The organism is Gimesia algae, from assembly GCF_007746795.1.
In the GTDB taxonomy this organism is placed as follows: Bacteria; Planctomycetota; Planctomycetia; order Planctomycetales; family Planctomycetaceae; genus Gimesia; species Gimesia algae.
The window spans coordinates 3155048-3181004 of sequence record NZ_CP036343.1 but is presented as its reverse complement, the minus strand read 5'-3'; the positions used below and the strand labels follow the sequence as shown (position 1 = coordinate 3181004).

The 25957-nt window shown below is 49.5% G+C and carries 16 protein-coding genes; 6 read left to right on the top strand and 10 right to left on the bottom strand.

Features of this window, described 5'->3' with window-relative positions; translation table 11 throughout:
* Positions 1 to 10: 10 nt before the first annotated feature.
* Positions 11 to 1366 (top strand): sulfatase-like hydrolase/transferase, encoded by a 1356-nt coding sequence (locus Pan161_RS11525; protein WP_145226928.1) that lies wholly within the window; start codon positions 11 to 13, stop codon positions 1364 to 1366.
* A complete protein-coding gene (gene arsC / locus Pan161_RS11520) occupies positions 1347 to 1691 on the top strand; it encodes an arsenate reductase (glutaredoxin) (RefSeq protein WP_145226926.1) in 345 nt (114 codons plus the stop codon). The genes Pan161_RS11525 and arsC overlap by 20 nt, the downstream gene beginning before the upstream one ends.
* 25 nt (positions 1692 to 1716) lie before the next feature.
* On the opposite strand, the gene Pan161_RS11515 is transcribed toward arsC, so the two are convergent.
* Positions 1717 to 2370 (bottom strand): hypothetical protein, encoded by a 654-nt coding sequence (locus tag Pan161_RS11515; RefSeq protein ID WP_145226924.1) that lies wholly within the window; start codon positions 2368 to 2370, stop codon positions 1717 to 1719.
* 286 nt (positions 2371 to 2656) lie between these two features.
* Here Pan161_RS11515 and Pan161_RS11510 point away from each other — a divergent pair, with 286 nt between their 5' ends.
* Complete coding sequence (locus tag Pan161_RS11510; RefSeq protein ID WP_145226922.1) at positions 2657 to 3970, top strand: Gfo/Idh/MocA family oxidoreductase; 1314 nt, start codon at positions 2657 to 2659, stop codon at positions 3968 to 3970.
* A gap of 95 nt (positions 3971 to 4065) precedes the next feature.
* On the opposite strand, the gene Pan161_RS11505 is transcribed toward Pan161_RS11510, so the two are convergent.
* The 7 genes from Pan161_RS11505 to Pan161_RS11475 form a co-directional block, all read right to left on the bottom strand.
* On the bottom strand, positions 4066 to 5178 hold the full coding sequence (locus tag Pan161_RS11505) for a type II secretion system F family protein (RefSeq protein ID WP_145226920.1): 1113 nt from the start codon (positions 5176 to 5178) through the stop codon (positions 4066 to 4068).
* Positions 5179 to 5226: 48 nt separating this feature from the next.
* Entirely contained in the window at positions 5227 to 6084 is an 858-nt protein-coding gene (locus tag Pan161_RS11500) for a type II secretion system F family protein (protein WP_145226918.1), read from the bottom strand.
* A gap of 2 nt (positions 6085 to 6086) precedes the next feature.
* Complete coding sequence (locus Pan161_RS11495) at positions 6087 to 7448, bottom strand: CpaF family protein (RefSeq protein WP_145226916.1); 1362 nt, start codon at positions 7446 to 7448, stop codon at positions 6087 to 6089.
* A gap of 14 nt (positions 7449 to 7462) precedes the next feature.
* Complete coding sequence (locus tag Pan161_RS11490) at positions 7463 to 8722, bottom strand: hypothetical protein (protein ID WP_145226914.1); 1260 nt, start codon at positions 8720 to 8722, stop codon at positions 7463 to 7465.
* A 60-nt stretch (positions 8723 to 8782) separates the two neighbouring features.
* A complete protein-coding gene (gene cpaB, locus Pan161_RS11485) occupies positions 8783 to 9883 on the bottom strand; it encodes a Flp pilus assembly protein CpaB (protein ID WP_145226912.1) in 1101 nt (366 codons plus the stop codon).
* Between the two features lie 130 nt (positions 9884 to 10013).
* Positions 10014 to 10430, bottom strand: coding sequence for a TadE/TadG family type IV pilus assembly protein (locus Pan161_RS11480; RefSeq protein ID WP_145226910.1), 417 nt, complete (start codon positions 10428 to 10430; stop codon positions 10014 to 10016).
* A gap of 55 nt (positions 10431 to 10485) precedes the next feature.
* Positions 10486 to 11052 carry an A24 family peptidase gene (locus tag Pan161_RS11475; protein ID WP_145226908.1) on the bottom strand — a complete coding sequence of 189 codons (567 nt, stop codon included), beginning with the start codon at positions 11050 to 11052 and terminating at the stop codon, positions 10486 to 10488.
* A 624-nt stretch (positions 11053 to 11676) separates the two neighbouring features.
* Between Pan161_RS11475 and Pan161_RS11470 the strand changes: the two genes are divergently transcribed.
* The 3 genes from Pan161_RS11470 to Pan161_RS11460 all read left to right on the top strand — a co-directional run bounded on the left by Pan161_RS11470 (position 11677) and on the right by Pan161_RS11460 (position 22761).
* Positions 11677 to 12462 carry an inositol monophosphatase family protein gene (locus tag Pan161_RS11470; RefSeq protein WP_145226906.1) on the top strand — a complete coding sequence of 262 codons (786 nt, stop codon included), beginning with the start codon at positions 11677 to 11679 and terminating at the stop codon, positions 12460 to 12462.
* Between the two features lie 220 nt (positions 12463 to 12682).
* On the top strand, positions 12683 to 16105 hold the full coding sequence (locus Pan161_RS11465) for a hypothetical protein (RefSeq protein ID WP_145226904.1): 3423 nt from the start codon (positions 12683 to 12685) through the stop codon (positions 16103 to 16105).
* Positions 16102 to 22761, top strand: coding sequence for a hypothetical protein (locus tag Pan161_RS11460; RefSeq protein WP_145226902.1), 6660 nt, complete (start codon positions 16102 to 16104; stop codon positions 22759 to 22761). The genes Pan161_RS11465 and Pan161_RS11460 overlap by 4 nt, the downstream gene beginning before the upstream one ends.
* 108 nt (positions 22762 to 22869) lie before the next feature.
* On the opposite strand, the gene Pan161_RS11455 is transcribed toward Pan161_RS11460, so the two are convergent.
* Both Pan161_RS11455 and Pan161_RS11450 read right to left on the bottom strand, forming a co-directional pair.
* Complete coding sequence (locus Pan161_RS11455) at positions 22870 to 24861, bottom strand: PDZ domain-containing protein (protein ID WP_145226899.1); 1992 nt, start codon at positions 24859 to 24861, stop codon at positions 22870 to 22872.
* A gap of 22 nt (positions 24862 to 24883) precedes the next feature.
* On the bottom strand, positions 24884 to 25930 hold the full coding sequence (locus Pan161_RS11450; RefSeq protein ID WP_145226897.1) for a S1C family serine protease: 1047 nt from the start codon (positions 25928 to 25930) through the stop codon (positions 24884 to 24886).
* Between the last annotated feature and the right edge of the window lie 27 nt (positions 25931 to 25957).

Here is a 25957-nt window from a genome sequence, read left to right as displayed (position 1 = left end):
CAGTGATCACATGAAAAAAGCGTTTGTTGTCAGTTTTGAACATTTACCTGCGTGCATGCTGGGCTGCTATGGGCATCAATGGATTGAGACGCCTAACTTTGATCGTCTGGCTTCTCTGTCCGTTCTGTTTGATCAGCATTTTGCGAATGACTTGTCTTTAACTGAAAACTCGTTTCCCTGGTGGACGGGGCAGACTCTCCCTTACGCATATCAATCGGGCCATCAGCAGACACACTGCTTCGTGACGGAATTGAAGAAACAGGGAATTGATACATCTCTGCTCCTGGAAGCGGATTCCGACTCCGGGCGGAATGCAGCACAGAGATCACAGGAGCCGTACTTCTCCCGCTTTGACCAGGTACACACGCTCACAGGAACCAATGCTTATCAGCTCAGTGAAATCGAGACACCGGTCGCTAAACTGATGCAAGCTGCTGTGGAACGATTGCCTGGATGGATGGAAGATTCACGCGATCAGCTGATCTGGATTCGCTCTGAGGGAGTTCCCGCGCTTCCACTTGCTCCCGAGTTTTTTGCGACGTTGTATCTGGATGAAGTGCTCGATCAGGATGTGTCTGAAGAAGATTTAGAAGAAACGCTACCGGACATTGATACTCTCTCTGATGAAGTCACAGAAACAGAACTGGAAGAAGAGGACTGGCAGGAACTGGTATCCGCCGTCGCAGAACTGTTTATCAGCCCGGAAGAATGGTCAGAATTGGATGAGCAGGAACGACAGATGGCGCGAGTGGTCTATGCAGGTTATGTCACCATGCTGGATCAGTGGTTTGGTCGTTTCCTGGATCGACTGCTGGAATACGCAGAATCGCATTCCATTCTGTTGATCGTGACAGCTGCAGGCGGAGGGAATACTCTGCTGGGCCCCCTGCGAAAGTCCGATATGGGAGGCCTGTTAGAAGAATCGACCCACGTCCCATTGATGATGTTCCGATCTGAAACCGAACCATCCGGCAGTCGTCGACAGTTTCTCACACAACCTGCTGACCTGCCCGTCACGCTGCTTTCCTGGTGGAAGGTGAATCCCGAAAATCAGTCTTACCAGGGCACCGACTTGCTGTCACTGCTGGAAGGTGATCAAGAAATTCAGGAACCGCAAATCTTCGCAGCCGACGATGATACGTTGGCAATTCGTACCGCTGACTATTATTATCTGGAATCGAAAGTCAGTCAGACCTCTGATGAGCTTGAATATAGAGACGATTCACAGAAAAGAGAACTGTATCGGAAGCCCGTTGATCGCTGGGATGTCGCTGATGTGCACCAGCAGTCGCCTGAGGTTATCGCGGAGTTTTCCAGTCAAATCAGAAATTTAAAGCAGAAAAATCATGATCACAATTTATCATAATCCCCGTTGTGGTAAGAGCCGACAGACATTGGCTTTGATTGAAGAAGCCGGGCAGGAACCGCAGGTGATTGAATATCTGAAGACACCCCCGACCGCGACGGAGCTGGATTCCCTGTTACAGAAGCTGAAAATGGAACCCCGCGATTTAATGCGTAAGGGGGAAGAGATCTATAGAGAACTCAAGCTGGCAGAGAAAAAACTGTCACGAGACGAAGCGATTGAGCTGATGATCGCGCATCCCAAATTGATTGAACGCCCGATTGTAGTGAAAGGTAAGCAGGCCGTGCTCGGGCGTCCTCCGGAGAATGTGAACTCTCTGCTGTAACTCGCTGACAAGGCGGTCATTGGTTTCACAGGACATTGCGTCCGAGTAGTAAACCGATTGAAAACGTCAACGCCCCGAAAGTGATCAGAATAATCACCCAGGTGAGGGTCTGTAACTCAAACCGGGCCGCGCGTTTCAGCTTGTTCTTCTTTTTTTCTGCCAGCATGTCTGCGGCTCGTTTCTGAGCGAGGCCCGCCAGAGTCGAGAGTTCCTCAGCATGGTTGACTTCGGTCTGATTCGCAGGTTCAGTCTGTAATTGACTGATGGGCACGGCCTGTCTTTCCGGAGCATCCGAAACATGAGCTGGTTCCAGTTGCTGTGGCGGTTCCGAGGTATGTAGTGATTTGACCGGAATCGCTTTGAACGCCTCTTCAGGAATCGAAGTTCGCTCCGAATTTTGGGGAGGGGCTGCAGAAGACAGGGATTCGTGAATTTGCTCAGAAATTTTCTGTTTATCAAGAGTGACATTGGCGCCAATCGCTGCCAGTTCGTCCAGGGCATTGGCCAGCTCTGCATCTTTCAGGTCGAGTTGAGGTTTCGGAATTGGTGCTATTTCGCCATCCAGGCCAGGCACGCGCACGGATAATCCACAGGTAGGACAATCAACCACCTCTCCCGCTTTGGAGTGCGAGATTCCCATCAACTGATCACAATGTTGGCATCGAAATTTAATCGGCATGCTGCAAGTTCTTTATTGGACTGACGTAACGACTATTGAAATCGTCTTGAATTCATTCCTGGTTGAGGAGAACGGTAATTCCTCTGGAAACGACTGACGACTCGACTCTCTTTGTAGATTGGAGTTCATTAAATGTGACAGAAATGCGTAATGTATGTAGAATGACAGGATATATTCGATACTGTTATCTGTTATAATAGACTCTGAGGCGCTCAGAATAAATCCATGATTGGGAACAAATTCAAAAGTTCCTGTTTCACCGGGAGTTAACGTAAGAGGTTTTGAAGTGGATGTAGAAGAATTTCTGAAACGGGACGTCAATCGCAGACAGTTTCTGGATCGTAGTGCACGCAATGCAGCGGGGATGGCAGCCGGGGTGGTTGGCCTGGCCAGTAATCTTACGCGCGCAGAATCTTCGCCCAGTGAGCGGGTTGTACTGGCGGGGATCGGCGTGCGCGGGCAGGGGAAATTCCTGACTTCCAGCATGGCCGCGTTCCCTGATGTACGCATCAAGACCATCTGCGATGTAGATGAATCCGTCGCACCAGCGGCAATCAAGTCGATCGAAAAAGGGCAGGCAGTCGCTCCTGAGTTTGTCACCGATTTCCGCAGAGTCCTGGATGATCCGGAGATTGATGGCGTGGTCATCGCCACGCCCGATCACTGGCACGCTTTAATGGCAATCATGGCTTGCCAGGCGGGGAAAGATGTCTACGTCGAAAAACCGGTTTCGCATAATCTCAACGAAGGTTTGAAGATGATCGAAGCGGCCAGAAAATATCAGCGCGTGGTTCAATCCGGAATCCATCAACGCAGCGGTTCCCATTTTCAGTCCGCGGTTGATTTTGTTCAGAGCGGGAAACTGGGTGAGGTCAAGCTGGCCAAAGCCTGGATTATTCACCGCCGCAAACCGATCGGCAAAAAGAAAAATACCACTGTTCCTGCCGGCGTGAATTATGATCTCTGGCTGGGACCCGCCGCAAGCCGTCCCTTCAACCCTAATCGCTTTCACTATAACTGGCACTGGTTCTGGGATTATGGGACCGGTGAAATGGGGAACTGGGGCGTCCACATGCTGGACATTGCCCGCTGGGGACTGGGCGTGGAGTTACCAGAGCGGATTTCCGCGTCAGGTGGAAAATATTTCTTCAACGATGATCAGGAAACCCCTGACACCCAGGTGGTCCAGTATAGTTATTCTGACAAAACGATTGTCTGGGAACATCGTCTCTGGAGCACACATGGCATGGAAGGACGGAATGCGGCCGCTGCATTTTATGGGGATAAGGGCACGCTGGTCGTCGATCGGGGTGGCTGGAAAGTTTATGATCAGAAAGATGCTGCGACGTCCGGGACCAGTGACCAGGCAACAACCCACCATCGAAACTTCATCGATTGTATTAAATCTCGTAAAACGCCGACTTCGGATATTGAGATCGGTCATGTCTCCAGTGCACTCTGTCATCTGGGAAATGTGGCGTTCCGGGCCGGACAGGAAATTCATTTTGATACACGCCTGAATCAAATCATCGGAAATGAATCGGCCAACGCACTTCTCGGTCGCGAATATCGGCAGGACTGGGAATTGCCTCAAGTCTGACCAGAACTGCATTCAGTCAAACCAGAGATAAAAAAAACATCCTGACAACATTTGCTGTCAGGATGTTTTTAAATTAACAGTCTGTTCGACAGAGATTACGGTCCACCAACCTGCTGGAACATATCGGTGGTTGTGTTCAGGCTGTCGCGACCTCCGGATTGGAAGAAGTCGGAAAGTTCCACAATCGCGGGGCCGAGCAGAAAGATGTAAATCGCCGGCATCAGGCAGAATACGGTGGGGAACAGCAGTTTAAATGTCGCTTTGTTGGCTTTTTCGTCTGCCCGCTGTGACAGACTTTCTCGCATGTTATCACTGTATTCCTGCAGGGCCGATGTTACATTCGTACCCATCTGATCGGTCTGAATCAGCAGAGCGGCGAACGAATGCACTTCCGGTACGTCGATACGTCTACTGAAGTTGGATAGTGCCTGCGAGAACGTTCCAATTGAGGATTGTTCGATCACAATTTTCAGTTCATGAGCCAGCGCCGGATAGACCTTGGCCAGCTCGCGGATAATTTTCTTTAAGGCGTGTGGAACGGTCATTCCTTGCGACACACACATGTTTAACATGTCCAGCATGTCGGGAATTCCCTGTTCGATTTCACTTCTACGGTCAGATGCTTTACCAGTGACAATCAGGAATGGAACCGCCCAGACCAGGATCGGCACGATGAGCATGGCTGCCAGAATCGGGATTTCAAAACGCTCTGGCATAATCAGTAACACAACACCGAAAAACAGCAATGTCCCGGCAATCGAAAGGAATCGGATTGCAGAGAAGTTGTGTAACGCATGCGGCTGATAGTAACCCGCTGCCTGCAATTCTTTTTTCGTCTGAGCACGGCGTCCTTCCGACTCGGGCATCATCTCTGCCAGAGCAGGGGTCGCAGAACCGAAGACATAATCATCACCGCCCATGGATGGCACATCACCTGCTTCGACGGGAGGCAGTGTGGAAGCGGGCTGCTGATTTGTATTGATTGCGGAAAACAGCTGCTGATGTTCCCAGGTCGCTGCAGCAGCGCTGCTAGACGTGGCAGAGGGAGCCAGTGATGCGCGCTCTGGTTGAACCTCTGCTTTCTGCTGCGCGTGCTTGGGCTCTGTATTCTGTGGTTTCCGTTTACGGATGATGCGAAACAGCATCCATAAAACGATCAGACCGCAGATGGTGTAAAAGATGGAAATTGTAATTGTTGGTGTAAACATGGGATTACCCTCGCCAGTTTCTGGCAGGTTTTAATAAAATCTTTTTTATCAGCTTCGTTGACTGGTTTTCAATACTCTCAAGACCCACAGAGAGCCAATCACCTGCAGCGCGATAGCGGCAAAGGTTGCGCCACGCCCCCAGGAAGAGGCCATCAATGTGGTGAGGTACGTCGGATCTCGTAAAATGAAGAACGCTAATATCAGTGGCGGCAGCAAAATCATCAGCACCGCAGTGGCACGGCTACCGGCCGTCGCAGTACGCAGACGTCCCAGGAACAATACACGGTCGCGAATTGTTCGTGCCAGGCGTTCCAGAACTTTCACCAGGTCCCCCCCGGTTTCCTGATGGACAATCAATGCCATGGAAAGAATGTTCAGACTGGCAACTCCCGTTCGCTCATATAACCCATCCAAAGCGGCTTTCATGGAAACACCCATCTGCAAACGACGTGATGCTTCCTTGAGTTCATCGCCCAGTGGCGCAGGTGTTTTCTCAGCAACACTGATAAAGCAGTGTGTCAGACTGCGACCCGTTTTAGCAGCTCGTGCGAGTTCGTCAATCATATCGGACAGCTGATCATTGATCTTTTTCTGACGGCTTGATCTGCTGAATATCAGGTATGCGATCGGAGCCATTCCACCTACCATGAAGGAAATTGAGGTGGAAAGAAAGTTTTCCTGTATAATGAATAGCAAGCCACCAACCAGGAAGCCGCTCATCAGGCAGAGAAACAGGATCGCCCCGGGATTGGCATCCACACCAGAGTGGGTGATCAATTCATCAAAACCGCCATTCAAGCGGTTCCCAAGCTGTTTTGAATCGCTGACTGCGTACCGGTCTTGATTACGGAGGATCCCCGAAAAATCTTCCACTTTATTCGTTTTAATAGCGGCGTCAGTGGCCATGCTTATTGCTCCTGTTCATCCTGTTGTTCTGATGGATTATCAGAAAGTTTCAGCTCACGGGCGTGGAACAGATCTTCGCAGTCATCGAAGTTGGTCTGCGTTAACCAGTTCATCGCAACAGGATGATGTCCAGTTGCATAGAAGGCACCATTGACCTGACCATTTTTCTCCACACTGGTGATTCGAAAGACAAACAGGTCTTCGACCATATATTCGCCGTTCTGAAAGCCGATCAGTTCCGAGATACGCATCACTTTTCGCTCACCATTGGGGAGACGGCTGATGTGTACCAGCAGGTGAACTGCAGAGGCAATGTATCGGCGGGCAATCGCATTAGGCAGTTCTGCACCGGACAATGCAATCATCAGTTCCAGCCGGTCCAGAGCGTCACGGGTGTCGTTGGCGTGAACCGTACTCATCGAACCATCGTGACCAGTATTCATCGCCTGCAGCATTTCCAGCACCTCACCGCCTCGCGATTCCCCGACGATTACCCGGTCAGGACGCATTCGCAGACTGTTCTTTAACAGGTCACGCTGGTTGATTTCTCCCTGCCCTTCAATATTGGAGGGACGTGCTTCCAGTGACACGACATCCGGCTGCTGGAGTTGCAGTTCCGCTGTCTGTTCAATGGTCACAATTCGTTCTTTCCCTGAAATGTAACGACTCAGGTTATTCAGCAGCGTGGTTTTACCGGCACCGGTACCACCACTGATCAGAATATTGAGGCGACCATGCACGGCCATCTCAAGGAAGCGGGCCATATCAGGCGCCAATGATCTTTTTTTGACCATGTCGTCAAATAACAATGCCTGAGTTCGGAAACGACGAATGGAAAGTGTAGGGCCTTTTAATGCCAGCGGAGGAATCACCGCGTTCAGACGGGAACCATCGGGGAGTTTGGCGTCAACCATCGGCGAGACTTCATCAATACGACGACCGGCGCGCCCGACCAGGCGATGGATTAACTGCAATAAGTGTTCATCGTCAGCAAAACTGATGTCGGTTTCTTCCAGCAGACCATTACGCTCGACGAACACACGATCGGCTCCATTGACCAGCACGTCGCTGATCTCCGGATCATTCATCAATGGTTCCAGAGGGCCGAATCCATAAATTTCATCAAGGATTTCCCGGACCATGATATCGCGGTTCGTCTGATCAAGAGCAATATCCTGCTGCATACAAAGATGCTCTGCCAGACCACGCAGTTTGATACGCAGGTCTTCTTCAGGCAGATCTCCCGCCTTGGAAAAATCGATGGCGTCCACCATCTGATGATGCAGTTGTGTCTTCAGCCTCTGGAAGGCTTTTTTGGCATCAGCATTAGGACTGCCTGCGCTTGTTTCGCTCTGTATTACCATGGAACTCTCCACCCTTAACGGGTCAGATAAAGCTTGTAAATGTATTTATTGGATACTGGTTTTGCGGTGTCTGCTGTCTGTTTCGGATCTGATTTAGATTGGTCAGCAGGTGGATCTGTTTCCGGCTTAGCCAGAATCACGGTACGTGTTGTGATCACTGCAGGTTGCAGTATAATTTCAGTTGTCTGGTTATCAGCTCGCTGGACCGCCATGATTCGCCCTGCGACCAGATTCGTGCAGTCTGCAGTTCCGTCATATTTCTGGCTGGAAGCGGTGACCTGTTCATATAAAAAACAGATACGACACTGTCCGACCATGTCCTGGAACGCATCCTGTTCTGCATATTCAATGTCAGGACTGCAATGTACGGGAAGAGGAGTTCCGTTAAACAGCAGTTCTCCGTGAAAGTGTTTTAAATCGTTTCTGGTGAGTCCTGAAAGGATCTGGCGAACTATCGGCTCTGACTTTAAATCAGAACCAAAATCCAGGAGCTGCAGATTGGCATCCGTGATTTCGCCTCGCCGCGGTTTTCCGGTAAGAATGATTTCCGGGATACCATCCGAACCACGACTGACTGTTTTCGTCTCAGGGTCGAAACGATATTTATCTTTACCTCGCTTCTGGTTGATCTGGAGTTCCCAGGTTTCTGTATGCTTTCCTGTCGGATCGTTCTTCAAAATCGCCAGGGGATAAGCGGGCACCGGGACATTTTCAAAGGGACGAACTCCTATTACATGATTGTCCAGAGTCGCTTCAATTTGCGCGCCGGTCCTACCCAGATTAGTGCGAGTCAGGTCCGCCATGAAATCCGCAACCGGATTGGCGAGTCGGCTGGAATTATGAGTTTTAATCTGAATGCTCTCCGGCTCATGATCCGTCTCCAGAAACTTTCTCAATCCCGTCTCTTCATTAGGAACTAACTTCCCAAACAGTAAGTTATCTCCTTTGGTGAGATTGATTCCAATTCGGTGACCGGCAACCGTATTCAGTTTCAGAGCCTGATTGGCGGTACTTTCTGCCCGTTCCATCAGCACATTGAAGTCTGGTTTTTCTTTCAGGAGCTCATCAGAAACCAGCTCATGTCCCGCTGCCAAAGCCGCCGTCTCCACGCAGGTGGTAACTTCCAGCGACGCAGCATCCAGCCACAGTCGATTCACAATCAGCGCAATGCCCGTCATCACGACAAGCAGCACAATCGCTGCCAGAGGGGTGATCACCCCTCGGCGTGCGTTCGCTTGCGATCTTGTGAACTGGATTTGCTGGACACGTTTCATAAGTCTGAACTTCAGTGATCAATATCAAAAAGAACTCGCTGGAGATTAAATTCGTGATTCCTAACGTCCCGCAGTCTGGTTTTGAGGAAACGAAAACGAGCGGGCGTAAGGACCAGGTTGTCTGCCCGGACCGCCTTGGGGAACGCCTGGGTTCGGATTACTTTGAGCCGTCGGTCCATTGGAGTCAGAGTTTGAATTGGGAGGACCAGCGGGGGCACTGATAGAACCACTGTCGCTGTCAACACCACCATTTCCCCACTGAGGATTCAGGTATCCACCCGAGTTGAATGCACCATTTCCACCGCGACGGTAACTGTCATAGTCGCCGATACGTAACCCGTTTCGATCAAATTTATTGACACTGCGTGTGGAACCATAATAACCTTCCACGACAAAGGGCTTAGGAGGTTCTTCTTCTTTTGGCTTTTCCGGAGTCTTCAATCCGAGAATTTCAAACAAGGTCGCTTTTTCAGCGTTGCTGACGGCAACGCCACCATCCCCTTTTCCTTCCGGCGTATAACTCATGGTGATTTCACCGCGGTCACGGGCCAGGATCATGATGTTGGCCTGCTCGGGAGTCAGTTCCAGCGTGACATTCGTACCACGCTGGGAACTGCTGTTTTGAGTATAGCTGCGATTGATAGCGATCACGCGGACACCGTTAAACAGTGTGAGCGTCATCCCACCATTCAAACGTTTGTCATTATTCATACCTGTCGGCGTCATGTGAACATCGACGTACTCACCTGGTTTGATCAGTCCATCGACCAGATCGACTGAAGATTCCAGCGATACGGAAATGGCCCGCATGCCTGGCTCCACCTTGATGGGCGGTGTTTCACCAGCCGGATACAACTGACCGGTTGAAATCGGGGTCGCGGCAGGAATACGTTCCTTGACGATACGACCGACGATAACACGGTTTGATGTCATCATTTCCGGTTTCAGGTTTTTGATAGCAATTGGCCCCAGACCCAGATGCTCATCGGTTACCAGGGTGCCCGGTTCCAGTTCACTGATCGCCATGGGAATGTTGCGTGTGGCAACCGGCGGCGCTTCTTCTTTGCCCGCCAGTAATCGTTTTCCTATATAGGCTGCAATCAGTATGCCGAAGACGCCAAACATCAACAGTGTTACTTTTGCAGGGGTCAGGCTTTTCACCGGATCAATCTCCCGTAACTTGGTGAAGCAGAGCGGATGCCCGGCTTCCAGTTTCCCCTCCTGTTGAATCGTCGGAGGGCTTTACGATTATTTCCAAATCAACAAGGTGCGAGTCAATTCGCGAAACGAATCACTCTTTGATCATCCTTGTTTCTGAATACAAATTTTGTCCCTGTAGGTCGTATCCGATAGGCCACAGTAGATTCGGCGAGGCCAGTTTCATCGGAATACTGACAGCCACCATCACAACATCACCGGGATGCTCTCCCATCTCTGTCTGGATGACAGCGCCTTGTCCCAACTGTGGTGGCAGAATTTTCAATACTTCCTGTTCTACATTCTCCTGAGTGATGCCAGGCAGCGACGCCAGTCGAGCGCCGATACGGCTGGCTTCAACGACATCCGCCCGTGCATAAAACAAGAGTGTGAATTCTAATAACGCGAACAGCACGATACCGAAAATCGGTAACACCAGCGCGAGTTCCATGCTCAGGAACCCCCGGCGTTCTGACTGTCTCGAATTATGTTGAACTCGTTTGACTATCATTGCTGAATTACTTTCAACAGTATTTCTGATGATCTGTTTCTCGGTACATGCCGACTTAAAGTACGACTGCCTTGATAACCATCCAGGTGGTGACACTCCATGTCGCCAGCACAACAGGCAGCGCGAACGGCATCAGGCCTCGCTTTTGCTTTGATGCCATGGTTTCCGGTTTGTATTTCTTTTTATTCTTTAATGCTTTGCCTGTTGCCAGGTAAGTTTCTTTGGTTTTACGTGCACCTCGAGTAACAACACTCCAGAAGAGCACCGCAAAGGAGCCAATCAACACGAACACCGTACCGATGATCATGACGGCAATGGTCGCTTTGAAGCCCAGCCAGATCGACAGTGCTCCCATCATTTTCACGTCACCTGCAGCACCACTGCCGACGATCCAGATCAGAAAGAAAGAACCAAAGCCTGCCAGGAATCCCAGCCCGCCGTACATCAGGCCTTCCCAGCCATTAAATACCAGCTGGTAAATGATGCCTAATACAAAGAAGGGAACCGTCAATACGTTATAGATTTTTCTGGCTTTGTAATCCGTGATCGCAGCGATCACGGTGAAGATCCCCACGCTGATTGCCATGACATACAGTGAAGTTTGTGTGAGCTGAAAATCCATTGCTGTTCTTTTCAATCAATCTATCTGGTGATGGAAGTTCTACCGATTAAGGCAGGTACGTTATCTGGTAAATGTATGCTGAACCTGACAGCAGGTGTTGAAAATATACCTCACGTTTCCCCAGAGATACTTTCAATCTGAAAAAAAACGCTGTCGCTCTGGTTTCACTGTTTGCTTAAAGCAACAATGAATCATAAAACCGTCAAAACTGTTACAACGCAGGTATTCCCTGATACTGATACAGTCAATTTAATCATACGCTGCAGGGTACCTCGCCCGGCCGCAAACGCACTGTTCTGGTACAGTCTTATAGAAATGAGTCAGGGCTGACTTTGTAACCTCTTGTCAGTATTGCCTGTTTGCAACGCAGGCGAGAGACCGGACGGAGGATTTGAATTTTCAGTTAAGAGTCCAAAGAATTCTGATTTCACGAGGCTAACGGTTCGCGCGACGTTCCATGATACCTAAAATGAGGTTTATCTGGAGAATCGCTATGATCCGCAGAGTCAGACATGGCAGGGGGCTTTTCTCTGGTTTTCTGTTTCCGCGCATCAGACGGATTACAGACATAGACGCTTCTGCATCACGCAGTGGGCTCACAGGTGTTTCAAGGAAGGATGAACTTTGAATTCAACAGAATTACTTGATGTTGCTGAAACGGCTGCCCGGAGAGGGGCTAAATGTCTGCTGGACTGGGTCGATGAATTTCGGGTCTCTGAAAAAGGCCGTGCTGATCTGGTGACTGATGCTGATTTCGCTTCACAAAAAGCGATTTTAAACCATATCAGCGACTGCTATCCTGACCATAATATGCTAGGAGAAGAGGGGTTAAACAAGCAGGATGGCGATTCCGAATATCGCTGGGTCATTGATCCTCTGGATGGGACTTCCAATTATGTACACGGATTCCCGTATTATTGTGTGTCCATTGGACTCGAACATCAGGGAGAGCTTGTTCTGGGAGTCGTTTATGACCCGAATCGCGACGAAATGTTCTCTGCAGTTCAGGGACGCGGGGCAACATTAAATGGGACTCCCATTGCGCCGTCCCGTTTTCTCAGTCTGGATCAGGCGATGCTGGTAGCCAGTTTACCGGTAGGTGTTACAGGTCGGGATATCGCCATCGACCGGTTTTTGCGCGTCCTCCCTGAAGCGCAGACACTGCAGCGTACAGGCTCGGCGGCGTTGAATTTATGCTACGTGGCAGCCGGTCGGATTGACGGTTACTGGTCCAGTAATCTGAAACCCTGGGATATGGCGGCAGGTGTGCTCATCTGCCGGGAAGCAGGGGGCGCGGTCACATCAATCGAAAATGCGGAATTTACCATTGAAAATCCCAGTATTTTGGCCACAAATGGCACAAATATTCATGTCGCCCTGCAGGCATTGTTAACTGAGACGCTTTTTTAGTCAGCTTCGAGATTCCTTCTTTAATGTGCCCAAAATACGACGTATGATAGAAGCAGTGAGAAAAACACAGACAGGGTCGGATTGTGTACATAGGGATATGGTTTGAGTCTGTCAGGAAACTGTCAGTTTGAGAGTTGTGATCATCTAGCTCGGGATCAGTCCGGTGGTCGAACTCAATCAGAGGTTATCTGTTCCCTAAAACTGGGTTCTATTAACAATTATGTCATATCTTGCACGTATCATCTCAGTCGCGCTGGGACTGGTGTTCCTGTTTGTATTCTGCGTGGGAGGTACGTGTGACTCCGTTTTCGCCCAGTCAACTCAACCTGAAAAAAACAATCTGAAACCAGCGGGCGACCGAAAGAACGATTCCCCATCGATTCCAGGCAAGACTGCTCAACCTGCAGGAAGTGGTGCCGTCGTCGTTCCTCAACCAAGGGACACTGATTTCAAACAGAATATCAGTGGCACTGCTCAGGGAGCCGCGAAGCAGGATGTGTATATTAAAGGTGATGATGGTCAATATTTCCCACTACCGAATCTCAGCCTGAATCAGATCCTGGAATATCTCAAACAGAAACAGAACAGCCAGGTCGAACGCTCACCGGCGTACGCTGTTTCATCCGTTTCACTCGATGGAGTCATTAAAGACGATCGCGCTGTTCTCGATATACGAATCGTGGTGTTGATCAATGAAGAAAAAAAGTGGATCCGTGTCCCCGTCAAATTAAATGAATCGATCTTTCTCAAAACCAGTTACAAAGGAGCAGGAGAATCGAGCCCAGGGGGCTTTAATCGAACTGAAGGTTATCTCTGGTGGTTCCAGGGTAAAGGCACACACGAGCTGAATCTGACTGTGAGTGTTTCACTCAAACAGCAACTGCCCTCCCGCCGTCTACAGCTTGTGTTGCCGCAAACTGCCGTCAGCAATCTAAAGCTGACCATTCCACTGCCTCAGGTCAGCCTGGAAGTGCCCACCGGTGTGGCTGTTTCCAAAAAAGCAATCTCAGGCGATCAGTGTCTGGTGGAGATGTTCGGGCTGGGTGACCAGCTGGATCTTTCCTGGCAACCCATTCCTGATGAGAAGAAAGTAGAAACGGTCCTGCAGGCTGAGACACTGCTGACAACAGATTTTACATCCGATTCCGTGCTGCTCAATGCCTCACAATCGATCAAGGCCTTAACAGGCAGCTTTCAGACCGTACAGGTCAAGTTACCCAAATCATTTCGACTGCTGGATGTAAAGTGTGATGGTTATAAGAGTCATCAGTTACTGAAGGACAACATTGTCGATGTTTCATTGATCGAACCGACGGTCGGCCCGATCGAACTGCAGTGGACACTGGAGCGAGATTTTCCCGAAGAGAAGGGGGAGTTTCTGATAGACGGATTTGAAGTCAGTCGTGCCAAGCGTCAGACCGGATTGATTGATATCCAGACTCTGGATGGCTATCGCATTTTCCGCACGGAAGGTCAGAATCGATCCGTGTATCAGATTAAGGCGAATCAGAAAGATCTGGACAGTTCTTATCGCTTTCTGAATCAGCCATTTCAGCTTCCTTTGAATATCGAACGGGTCAAACCCTATTTTTCAGCCAGACCGTTTTATCTGGTACAAATGTTTGGCAACCGGGCAGAACTGGAAGCCCGCGTGCAGATCAATGTATTCCAGGGGGCTCTGGATCAGGTGGCTCTCCACTGGCCCGATCGAACCAAAGAGGGTTGGGAACTGGAACTCATGCAGGAACCATCGTTAACGGAAGCGATTGGGATCGATCAGTCGCAGCCGGGACATATCAATATCAACCTGCTGAAGCGTTCCAAAGGTGAGTTTGAAATCACATTCCGGGCCCGTCGTCCCGTCATCGCGGATCAGGAGCCTTTTAATTTTACCCTGCCGGAAATCAAAGCGCCCAGTCTGTCTGCGACATCACTGGTCGTTGTCAATGATACCAACGTTGTGACGGATCTGACTCCTGCACCCAAAACACAGGTTCTGACCACTCCGGTCGCGCAAGGGGGACAATTTACTTTACCCGTCGAAGTTCTCAACCTGCGCAAAAACGAATACCAGATTCAACCAGGTGCCAATGAGTTTTCGGCTGTGGTTTCGATTCATAATCAGGAGATTACAGCCACCAGTTCTGCGCTACTGGAAATTGAAAGTGCAGAAATGCGTGTGGAACAGGAGATTCAGTATCAGATTGAATATGAACCGCTGTCTGAGATCAGGTTACGGGTTCCATTGGCATTGAAAAACCGAGTCAATTTCTATCTGGATAATGAACAGAATCCGCTGGTACCGACCTGGACTTCTGATGAAACAGATTCCGTGCAGAATGCCCGGCTCTCTTTGCGGAGTAAAAAACTGGGTTCGGTTAAAATCACCGCTGTCTATCTGTTGCCGCAGAATTCTCCCGATGAACTCCATGTTCCTTTGATTCGTTCAGACGATGTTCCTTTTTCCGAAAGCCAGTTTGAATTGTCTCTGATGGATGAAGAAGATACCCAATATCTGGAAATTGAAAGCCTGGATGCAGCCTGGCAGCAGCAACTGGCGATGAATAATAACGCCTTCTGGAGAGCCATCGATCCGAAAGCGGACATCAGTCTCAAGCTGAATAAAAATGAATCCGGTTCCTTGTTTGCCTATTCAATCAGTCAGGCCTGGATTCAATGCAGCCTGGATTTAACCGGTTCCTACCAGGCGCGGGCTCAGTATGAGTTTCCGGTTTCTCCCAGATCATTAACTTTCCGCATGCCCGAAGATGCAGCCATTAAAATTGATGACATCTGGTGGAATAACCAGCGTGTGACCGGCAGTCTGCAGCAGGGTAAGACTCAGGAGTATCAGCTGATTCTGCCATCTCCCAAAGAAAAGGAAAATGAACAGAATATCCTGACGATTGACTATGGCTCTACGAAACATCAGCGTGACTCTCAGTTCCAACCACTGATGGTTGCCGCCGCAGAATTCGCAGACAATCTGTGGATCGAAAAAACGATGTGGAAAATCAGTCTGCCTAACAATCAGCATTTATTAACGATTCCGCTGGGATATACCCCCCAGTTTCGCTGGGAAAATCAGGGAGTATTCTGGTCTCGACAGTTCTACGGCCAGGATGAAATACCGGTGGCACTCAAAAATTCACCTCCCCAATCCGACGAGTTTTTAGGCGTGAACGACTATCAGTTCTATCGACTGGGACCGGCGACTTCGCTGCAGTTTCAGGCGTTATCTCGTTCCATGATTGTCTTCATCGGTGCTGGAACAGCACTACTGCTGGGCTTCATTTTAATGAGTATCTCAGTACTGCGCAGTGCATTAGTGCTACTGCTGATGATTACCGCCGTCTCTGCTGTTGCACTCTGGTATACCGCTCCAGTAGAAGTACTCCTGCAACCTGCTGTATTTGGATTACTGCTGGCGGTTGTGGCAGCGATGATCAATGGGACCTCCAGGAAACGTCGAGAGTCGAAACTGTTGACAATGTCGGCACCCAGCGATTTCATTCCACCTCCGTCAATTTCAGAACGTATCCGACCATCGGAAGTCGATCCTGAAGATATCACCGCTGTCCGTCCCGGTTCTGAAGTGGTTGATAAACCAGTCTCCTCGTCAGAAGCCGGGGCGAATCGATGAATGGGAATCAACTCATCAGCTGTTTTCGTAATGCTCTGGTTTACGGAATCGGAATCTGCATCACGTGGCTCTGCTGTCTGATCCAGCCAATCACAGCTGCAGCAGCGGACAATTCCGTCTGGGAGTTGTCTCCCACATTGCGAATTGAAGAAACCAGTGTTTCCGGCAGCGATACTTCCAACTGGCCTGAAGGAAACTGGTTTCCTGTTCCACTGAAAAAGTATCAGGATCTGAAAAAAAAGGCGCTTCTCAAACAGAACTCGCCTCCCAATTCCTGGATTCAGGAAGCAACATATACTGCTACCTTAAAAGGTGACCAACTAATTGACGGGGAACTGAACTATGTCATGCACTGTTCCCGCAATGAACCTGGTTTTATCGACCTTTCTCAATTGAATCTGGCCGTGCATCAGTTGAAATGGGGAAGTCAGGATGCCGTCTGGGGACTGGCGCCCGATCAGAAAACGCTCCTGCTGGTTGATCATTTTGGCGAAGCGCTCACCGGGCAATGGAGTCTGAAAGGACGTCAACTTCCACAAAGAACGGAATTCACTTTCCAGTTACCCGAGACAGTTGTCTCTCGCGTGCAACTCAAACTGCCACGGCGAATGTTGTTAACAACCTCAGTCGGATACGTAACAGGCCCCCGCCAGATCAAAGATTCAAAGCTCGATCTCTGGGAAGTCGAACTGGGGGGGCAGTCTCAGTTTCAGGCGATTATTCACCAGGCAGATAAGCTCAAAAACACGCCAACTCAAATTCTCTACCATCAGTTCGCCCAGGCGGGGATCCGTGAAGATGGTTTACGTTTGAGGGAGGATTTCCAGATAGAGGTGCTCAACACACCCGTCCAGAAACTGGTATTTTCGGCTCCTGCGGAATACGACATCTACTCAGTGACACTGGGAAATGATCTGGCTCTCCCTTTCGAAATAGTGAAGTCCAAAGAAAAAACCCTGATGACTGTCGATTTGATCGACCCGTTGATCGGTATTGGACGCCCGTTGTCTGTTCGTGCGCTCGCATCACCTTCCCTGGATTCTGCGATTGTGATTCCCCGGCTCAAACTGCAGCAGGCGCATTTTCTCGGTGGAACAATTCACCTCGATATTACATCGCCCCTGGAGACACATGCGATCAGTCTCACAGACTTGAGGCAGACAGGCGTGCTGATTCAGGAAGAGCAGGGAGAAGCCTATGACTTTAAGCAGTATGCACCCGATGCCAAACTGGTCTATCGATTGGCATTACCGGAGTTAAATCTTTCTGCCCGTGTTCACAGTCTGATCCAGGTGGAGGAGAAGGTCTGGAAACTGACTTCACGCATTCACTGGTCGTCTGCTGCTGGTTCGACTTATCGACTGGAATCGATGATTCCCTCAGGCTGGGAGATTACTCAGGTCAGCAGTCCGGCAGAGACCCATTCTGCAGCAATTTTATGGGATGTTGAGCAAAGTGATAAACAGCAGAAGTTGAGTATTCGCTTGCCCGTCGCTGTTTCCCCTGAAGCTCCTTATACTCTGGAAATTCAGGCACGCCGGCTGGTCCCTGTTTCCAATCGACAGATCGAGCTTTCCGGTATCAGGCCACTGGGATGCAGCAGCGTCGATCGAATTCTGGAACTCTCAGCACCAAACCAGTTAGCACTGCAATTTGATCCGGATAAAGAAGTCGAAGACCTGACAGCAAGTGAATTGCCTAAAAACTGGCACTTTCCCGCAGTCATGCAGGAGAGTTCCCGGTTCTTTCACCTCTCTCCTTATTCCGGAGCCCGCTGGGGCAGTCTTAAACTATCCAGCTTGGAACAGACATTTCAGGTGAATGCGAGCACTTATCTGGCGCTCAATGATGATTTAATTCAGGAAAATTACATCCTGAATTGTGTGCCTCCGGCCAGAGGAATTCAGCGCGTCATGGTTTATCTGTCAGAAGAAGGAGATCCACTGGAATGGACACTGCCTTCAGACAGCAGCCTGCAGGCGAAACTCAAAATTAAGAAACTACCGGTTTCCGAACATCAAAAGTGGTATCTTCCCAATCTGGGAGAACTGTGGGAACTTTCGTTCCCGGCCCCTGTTTTTAAAGAGCTTGAGATACGAGGCGAACGGAGCAGGCCTTTCCTGAAAACAGTCCGGGCTTCATTGGTCTATGCGCCTCAGGCACAGCCCTTTCAGGGAAACGTGCGGGTACTGAATTCCAATGAACTCAATTTGAGAATGAAGACGGAAGGGCTTCTGCTCCCACCGGACATCGAAGACAGATCCGGTTTTCCCCGAAATCAGCGTAATTATGAATGGGAATATCAACAACCTCTGGGGGCATTAACGATTACCCGTTCTTCTGAAATGCCGGAAAACAGCCTGGACCAGGGAACCGCTACGGTCAGCATTCATTCTCAATTCGGGCACGGGGATGGAGAGCCCGATGTGCATGAAGCCGCCATCTTACTTGATCTCTCCAAAACCTTTGATGATAAATTCCTCTTTCGTTTTCCGAAAAAAGTGAAGTTGATTTCGACAACCGTCAATGGGAGACGAATTACTCCTGTGGAAGCGGAGAAGCAGTATTTGATTCCACTGTTTGACCAGCTGGATAGCTACCAGATTACAATCCAGTATCAGACCAGCTCCCGTTCTGATTTCCTGACGACGACACGTCAGATCCCGTTTCCTCAAATCAGCCAGCGAGTTCTGGAAACCGATTGGAATTTTGTGCTTCCCACGGGGACTCAGCTGATGGAGGGGCCGCTGAATATGGTTTTGCAGCAATCCCTGCCTGAAGAATCCCTCACACGTCGTTTTCTGGGAATCCTGGGAAAACCGAATCATGCGCAGGGAAATAACAGATCAGAGTGGGACGCTATTGTATTGTTTCCGGTGAAGTCAGGTGTTCTGGAAATTGCGAACGTGGGGAATGTCCGTTTATTTTCCTGGATCGTCCTGCTGTCAACGGTCACCGTTGGCTTGGTGCTGCGAATCTGGAATGTGAAACAGCGCGACAAGCTTTGCATTATGGGAATCCTGATTTCGGTGATCCTTTCCTGGGTTTTTCCTTTTGCCTGGGCTGAGATCTCCGGTAGCTGTCTGGCAGGAATTTTGATTGTCCTGCTGATTCCTCGCCGATTTCTCAGACAGGAAGTCCAACGACAGATTGAGGATGAAAGTACCAAAGCGTATCAGCACTCTTTATCTTCGATATCCCTGACAGCACGTCTGCTGCTGGCTGGTATTCTGGGGATTACTGCGACAGGTTATGCGCAAACTTCGCCAAGTATCAACCTTTCCGCAGACATAAATCAGCCGACTGTAGTTCAGACCGAATATGTGTTGTTACCAGATAGCGCTCGCACTGATTCAGAATCATTCGTTTATATGACACCGGATTTACTGCAGACTCTCGAAGAATTTGTAGCAGGTCCTGAACAGCCGGATTATCTGTTGACTTCGGCGGAATATGCAGGAGAAATTCGCGATAATCAGTTACTGACAGTCAAAGCTGACTTTCGGGTAAAAATTCCGGTTGTCAGAACGTCTTCGACCATTCGACTGCCCATCAACGGGGGGAACCTCAGCGGACCGGATTCCTGCAGGGTCGATGGTAAAGTGGTCCCAGTATTACTGGCCGCGGACGGTCAGAGTATCCTGGTCAATGTCAGTAATCAACTGCGTGAAACATCACCGGTCTCTGCAGATCAAAACGATCCTGTGGAGGCGCAAAAACCTGTTTTCGATTATTCTTATCAGGATCATCGCATTGAACTGGTCCTGCATCCAGCAGTGAAACTCAGTGCGGGCAGCGGTCAGTTTGAACTCTCGATTCCTTCCCTGGCAACCAATTATTTTTCGTTTGATTTCCATGATGCGGTTCAACTTGTTGAACTTTCAGAAAGTACAGGCAGCTCCCGATATCAGTTGTCAGGCCAGAAGCGTTTTTCGACGTATCTGAAAGAAAACTCACAGCTGAAGGTGAAATGGTTTACGGGACAAAGTTCTGAAGTCAGTCCCCTCAACCTGGAAGCGACGATCCTTATCAATGCAGAAGTGTCTTCCTCAATGACGCGCCTGGATGCGCAGGTGAAATACAACGTTCTAAATGGAAAAGTGGATTACCTTTCCTGGAAGCTGCCCGCAGGTATGATTGTCCGCAGTGTGAAGTCCCCCGGCATCTCAGTGATTCCGGCCTTGCATCCGACAGCCGAACATAAATATGAAGATCTGCTTCTGGAATTATCGGAATCCAAATCGGGTGAATTTATCATCAACGCCATTTTCGAATTTCCTTCTGGCGATTCCCTAAAAGAAATCACAATACCTCCCATTTATTTCGGATCGGAGAAGGTTGATTCCCAGAATGCAACAATCAAGATCATATCGCAGCAGATGGGTGTGCGGACGGGGCCGGAATTCGAAGTGGAACAGTCAGGGATGCTGCCTGAGGGGGTCACTTCGATCTCCGCCAAAACGCCAGGTCGGCAGCCAGAAGATAATATTCTGAAATCCGCGTCCCTGTTATTTCAGATGAATCAGCCAGCGACCATCTCGCTGATACTGAAATCTAAAAATCCAGATCGCTCTGCCCGAATCAGCCAGTCGCTGGTGATCAATCAGAAGAGTATAGACTGGACCTTTTCAGCAGAACTGCGAATCAGTCAGGCACCTGCATTTCGACATATCCTGACTGTCCCGGCTGCACTCCGTATCGAATCACTTTCGGTGAAAGAAGAAGATGTGGAACGGCTGGCGCACTGGCATCGTGCCGGCAATCAGATCACACTGTTTCTGAAAAACAAAACTTCAGGATTACAGGATCTGACGCTGAAAGGGTGGTTACCCGTTCGCAGCATGGGGAACCTCAAGATACCAGGTATTCAGATCGAACAGACAAAAATTGAAGATTCTCAACTGACTCTCTATCAGAAACCACAGATCGAAATCAAATTGACCTCGCCGGATTATCGTCGGATGCAGGATGATGCGGGCCAGCCGGTTTCGGTTGAGCATCTTACCGCCGTGGGTCGTTTTCAGGCGATAGATTCAAAAAGTGATCTGATTGAACTTTCAATCAAACCACATAACATGCTGATCACCGCGGATTCTCTGACGATGGTGGATACACTCGAAGACCAGCGTATCGAAGTGACACAGACATTACGTTTTTCGGTTCCCGATCAGGAAAAGCAAATCACTCTGGTGATCCCCAAAGAATATGCTGAGAATTATTCAATCGACGGCATGCCCTTTGAAATGGCAGGCCAGTCACCGGATGGATCTCTGCTGGTTCATTTACAGCCACCAGATTCCAGAACAAAAGAAAAAAGTATTTCTGTGAGAGCGACGCTGTTAAAGCCTGCTCATGAGCTGATGATTGCCCCTGTCACACTGGAAAATTCCAAACTGCAAAAGCATTACCTGCTGTTATCCTCTCAGCTGGAATTTCAGCTGTCTGATAAAAAGAAACGAAAAACGATTCAACCGGATAAGGTTCCAGACTGGGTTCAGGCACGCTGTGATATCTCTCCTGATTTCAGTAAAGAACATGTTTATCTTACCGGCAACCGACCCTGGAAAATGATTTCAACATTGAGCGACACAGATGCAGCCAGCGAAGAATTTATTCCTTTTATGGAATCTGAAATTATTTTAAGCAATCCGGAAGTCATTCATGGGCTGACTCAGATTAAACTGTTTAACCAGACCAGTCGTTCTCTGGAAATGAGCTGGCCTGCAAAGACGAAGTTAATGGCTGTGCTGATCAATGGTGAGAATGATAATACGATTGAACAGAAAGACGGAACCCTGGCGATTCCGTTGAACGGGGGCCCTCAATTTTATGAACTGACTCTCTTTTGGGAGTCTTACCAGATTGAACATGAATATTTTCTGGAAAAGGCCTGGTTACAGGTACCACAGCCAGTGAACTTCCCGTTGACTCATAATTTAATTCAAATTATTTCCTCAAATCAGCATCGGACATTCCTCTCACAGGAGGTCACAGCCTTTTCTTACTTTGCTGATCAACTGGAAGCGGAACTCAAAATCGCCGAGGTGGAACTCGAACTGGCTGACCAGAGTAATGTTTCACAACCTGTCTGGCAGGCAATTCTGAAATCGCTAAAGCAGCTGGAATTAATTGTGGCTGATCCCAATCTGAATCGTCAGGGGATCAGTGAGACGTTGAATCGCTTTGCGGCATTGAAGGATCGCGTCTTTGTATTCAAACAATATGTCAGATCTGATGACAAGGCTATTTTACCAAACCCCTCCTTTTTCGCTCAGTTTCACCAGAAACTCAAGCCGGTAGCACAGCAGAAGGTGCATTATTTCTCCAGGACCGGGAGCTTTGATCCCGAAGAAGAGGCTCTGTCAGCCTGGATTATTCCTGACCTTTACCTGAAACTGCTGCTGGCTGTTGTCAGTCTCCTCGTGTTACTGCCCCTCCTGGGAAAAATAGTGCAACCACGGTCTGCCGAATGGCTCAATACGCATCCTGCTTTTACGCTGTTATCTCTGGGGCTGATCTGGATCTTGTTTTTCTCTCCGGAAATGGTCGGACTGATCATCATTGCCATTTCAGTCGTCATGGCTGTCAGGCAAAAACAGGAGATGTCGATCATAGAACAACAGCCCGTGATGAACAGCTCAGCCAGTCAGGAGTAGCCTTCAAATCTGTCGCTTCCACGATGTCAGGCAGAGACAGCAGCACCTGTTTCAGGAATTGAACCCACCGGAAATGCGACAGACTGTCTGATAAGAAAGGCGCGCAGATTAAATCCGGTCCAGACTGTCTGCCCAGCGACCGATTCCTTCCAGAGTCGATTTCTCCAGGTATTGTCCCGCGGGATCATCGTTTTTGATTAACTCGAAGACCGTGGGGTAATTCATTTCTCGAATTGCTTCGATCTGTGGTTGCAGTAACTGGTTCAGTGGGTTGGCAGCGTTCAAGACAAAAAATAAACTTAAAGGATAGTCAGGATCGGTCTCTGGTGGTTTGTTCTTGAGCGTCGCTTCAGAAACAGCAACGCCGCGAAACAGCTCGCGATATTTGAAAGCCAGGTCGAACGCAAATTCACTTCCATCGCCATGGCTGACCAGAAAGATTCGCGTGTTATCAATCTGGTATCGCGTCCGCATTGATTCAACCACTTCTTTGACAAATTCCGCCTCATCCCGATTCCAGCGGATAACGTCCTGAGCCGCGGGACCAACGATAATGATACCGCGCTGCTCACAGATACTCTTCCATTCCTTGAAGATGGTCGATTCCATGGTATTTCCCGGAGGGTGAATCCAGACCATTAATCCGTATTCAAATTCCGGGTTATAATTTTCCGGAACATAAGCCCAGTAAGTCGATTCAGAACCGGGGAGTTCCTCTTTGAGATGTCCTGTTTTGATCTTGTCTTTCTGGTTTTCTGCAGCGGTACGGGACGGTAATGCCTGTGTAGGCAGTTCCGATTCCACCGTATTGGGAATCGCTTGTAATTTGACTTTAACCGTCTGCTCTTTCTCGTCTCTCGAAATCAGAAGCTCTGCGGTCTCCTCCGGTCGCAAGTGATTCACCAGTAGAGCCAGGGTGCCCGGATCTGATACTTTCTGCTGGTTGAATTCCAGAATACGATCCTGGGTTTTGAGACCGGCTTCCGCTGCTGCTGATTTCGAAAAGACATACCGGATGCCGACACCCGTTTCTACTTGATCGCCGGATGATCGTTGAGGCAGAATTCCCAGAAATCCTGATTCAAACGGCACCAGTTTTTCTACCATTGTGGCTTTGAATGAAATCGGCTCTGGTGAGCCTGCTCTGGTAACCACCAGGCTGACAGAATCACCAGCGTACTTATTCATCAGCACCTGTTTTACCTGAGAATGCATGGCGACGGTATTCCCGTCCAGTTGAGTGATTGTGTCACCTGCTTTGACGCCCGCTTCCTGAGCCGGGCTGCCGTATCGCACACGATCAAGCTTCATGTCAGTGGACAGGTCCCCGTGGCCGGTTAATGTGATTCCCAACAGGCCTGGATAAAGATCTTGACCTGTATTGAGACGGGGAATGATTTTGAGAACATCCGACATGGGAATGGCAAACCCGATACCTGAGTCATACCATTCCACGCCAGCCGTTTCTGCCGAAGCACCGGGTGAGAGCGGGACCAGGATCCCCATCAGTCGACCATTGATATCCACGAGCGGTCCACCATAATTGACGGGAGAAATCTTCGCATCGGTCTGAATCGCTTTCCCCCAGATCCGTTCCAGCGCACTCACGATTCCCACGGAAATACTGGGCTGGTCCAGATCAAATGTACGTCCCAATGCAATCGACCACATACCAACCTGGATATCGCTCTCCGGAATCGCGAGCGGGACCGGTAGATTTTGCGCATCAATTTTCAGAAGCGTCAGCATTTTTAAATGGTCTGTGGCGACATTTTGCGCCGGAAAACGACGGCCATCAGGCAAGGTGACCAGAATCGAAGAGGGTTTGCCGATGAAGTTAAAGGCGCTGGAGATAATCAACCCGTCGCGGCTGACAATCACTCCGGAAGTCGGGCCGGTGCCTGTGATGAGCTTGCCGACCCGATCCTGCCCCCCCACGGTTTCAATCCTGACGATCGAGGGGTTGATAAATGCGGCAGCCTGTTTGAAGGCACGTTCTTCAAGCACTTCCAGATTGGGCACAGGGGCCTGTGCCTGTAGTAAATTGAGGGGACCAGACAAAGCCAGCCCCAGCGTTAGTAAACAGAAAAGGTTATTCATGATTAATTCGATGCTGATATTGTTATTTCTTTTCAGGGGGAACCTGAAATTCGATCGAGATAAGTTGATTGTTACGGCGAACGACCAGACGCAGTAAATCGCCTGGTTCCAGTTGGCCCAGTTCGGTATTCAGTGTTTTGCAGGACTTGACCAGATCATCATTCACAAACACAACAAGATCGTCAGGCTGCAATCCCGCTTCGGCTACCAGTGACCCCGGCAGAACCCTGTCGATATAGGCGGGAGTCCGGTAGAGCACATCTGGCACCATGACCAGCCCAAAGTCGACAGGACGGTAACGCTGCGGCGCATCCATTTCGGGTTTTTTCTGATCTTCACTGGAATCAAACTTACCTGTAATGATCTGCTCGATACTTTTGCTCAACACATCAATGGGGAGTGAATAATTGACCCAGGTATTCGTTTTGGCATTCCGGACCTGTTTACCAATCATGCCCAGCAGTTTGCCATCGTAGGTGACGAGCGCACCGCCGGCGGCGCCCGGGTTATTGGTAATCGCATCCACTACGTAAACATCCCCTGAATACGAGAGCTCAAAGGCACCTCTGCGGCGTGGTAATTCAGTTCGCGCTTCAATGACGCCATGCAGTACTGATACCGGTTCATCACCCGTGGCGACTTTAAACATGTTACTAAAGCCCAGGATGCGTGTGCCCGGCCCTGCTGTAACTTTTTCTTTATAATCAAAACTGGGCAGGTCTAATTCCCGTTCCGATTTCAATTTGAGAATGGCTAAATCCAGATGTGGTTCTGCCCCCAGTACTTCTGCTTCAAACTTCCGACCATCATGCAGGACGACAGACAGCCGATCGGTATCAAGTACCGGGCTCCAGATTGTGGCAATATGCCCTTCAGGAGAAACGAGAAAACCGGTGCTGTATCCATACAGGTTTTTAACACCACCCGCACCAAATATTTTCACCATGCGGGGCAGCGCATACTGGATTGTTGACTGCGAGGAAGCAGAGGCGGTCCGCGAAGCAGGCAGCAGGAGTACCACCAGACACAGACAGAACAGAACAGGTTTGATTGCTTTGGTTTGAATCACTGAGGATCTACTTTCATCCGGTGCGGT

Coding starts and splice junctions, on each gene's coding strand:
- Pan161_RS11525 (WP_145226928.1), top strand. CDS start 11: ATGAAAAAAGCGTTTGTTGTCAGTTTTGAACATTTACCTGCGTGCATG.
- arsC (WP_145226926.1), top strand. CDS start 1,347: ATGATCACAATTTATCATAATCCCCGTTGTGGTAAGAGCCGACAGACA.
- Pan161_RS11515 (WP_145226924.1), bottom strand. CDS start 2,370: ATGCCGATTAAATTTCGATGCCAACATTGTGATCAGTTGATGGGAATC.
- Pan161_RS11505 (WP_145226920.1), bottom strand. CDS start 5,178: ATGTTTACACCAACAATTACAATTTCCATCTTTTACACCATCTGCGGT.
- Pan161_RS11500 (WP_145226918.1), bottom strand. CDS start 6,084: ATGGCCACTGACGCCGCTATTAAAACGAATAAAGTGGAAGATTTTTCG.
- Pan161_RS11495 (WP_145226916.1), bottom strand. CDS start 7,448: ATGGTAATACAGAGCGAAACAAGCGCAGGCAGTCCTAATGCTGATGCC.
- Pan161_RS11490 (WP_145226914.1), bottom strand. CDS start 8,722: ATGAAACGTGTCCAGCAAATCCAGTTCACAAGATCGCAAGCGAACGCA.
- Pan161_RS11480 (WP_145226910.1), bottom strand. CDS start 10,430: ATGATAGTCAAACGAGTTCAACATAATTCGAGACAGTCAGAACGCCGG.
- Pan161_RS11475 (WP_145226908.1), bottom strand. CDS start 11,052: ATGGATTTTCAGCTCACACAAACTTCACTGTATGTCATGGCAATCAGC.
- Pan161_RS11465 (WP_145226904.1), top strand. CDS start 12,683: ATGTCATATCTTGCACGTATCATCTCAGTCGCGCTGGGACTGGTGTTC.
- Pan161_RS11460 (WP_145226902.1), top strand. CDS start 16,102: ATGAATGGGAATCAACTCATCAGCTGTTTTCGTAATGCTCTGGTTTAC.
- Pan161_RS11455 (WP_145226899.1), bottom strand. CDS start 24,861: ATGAATAACCTTTTCTGTTTACTAACGCTGGGGCTGGCTTTGTCTGGT.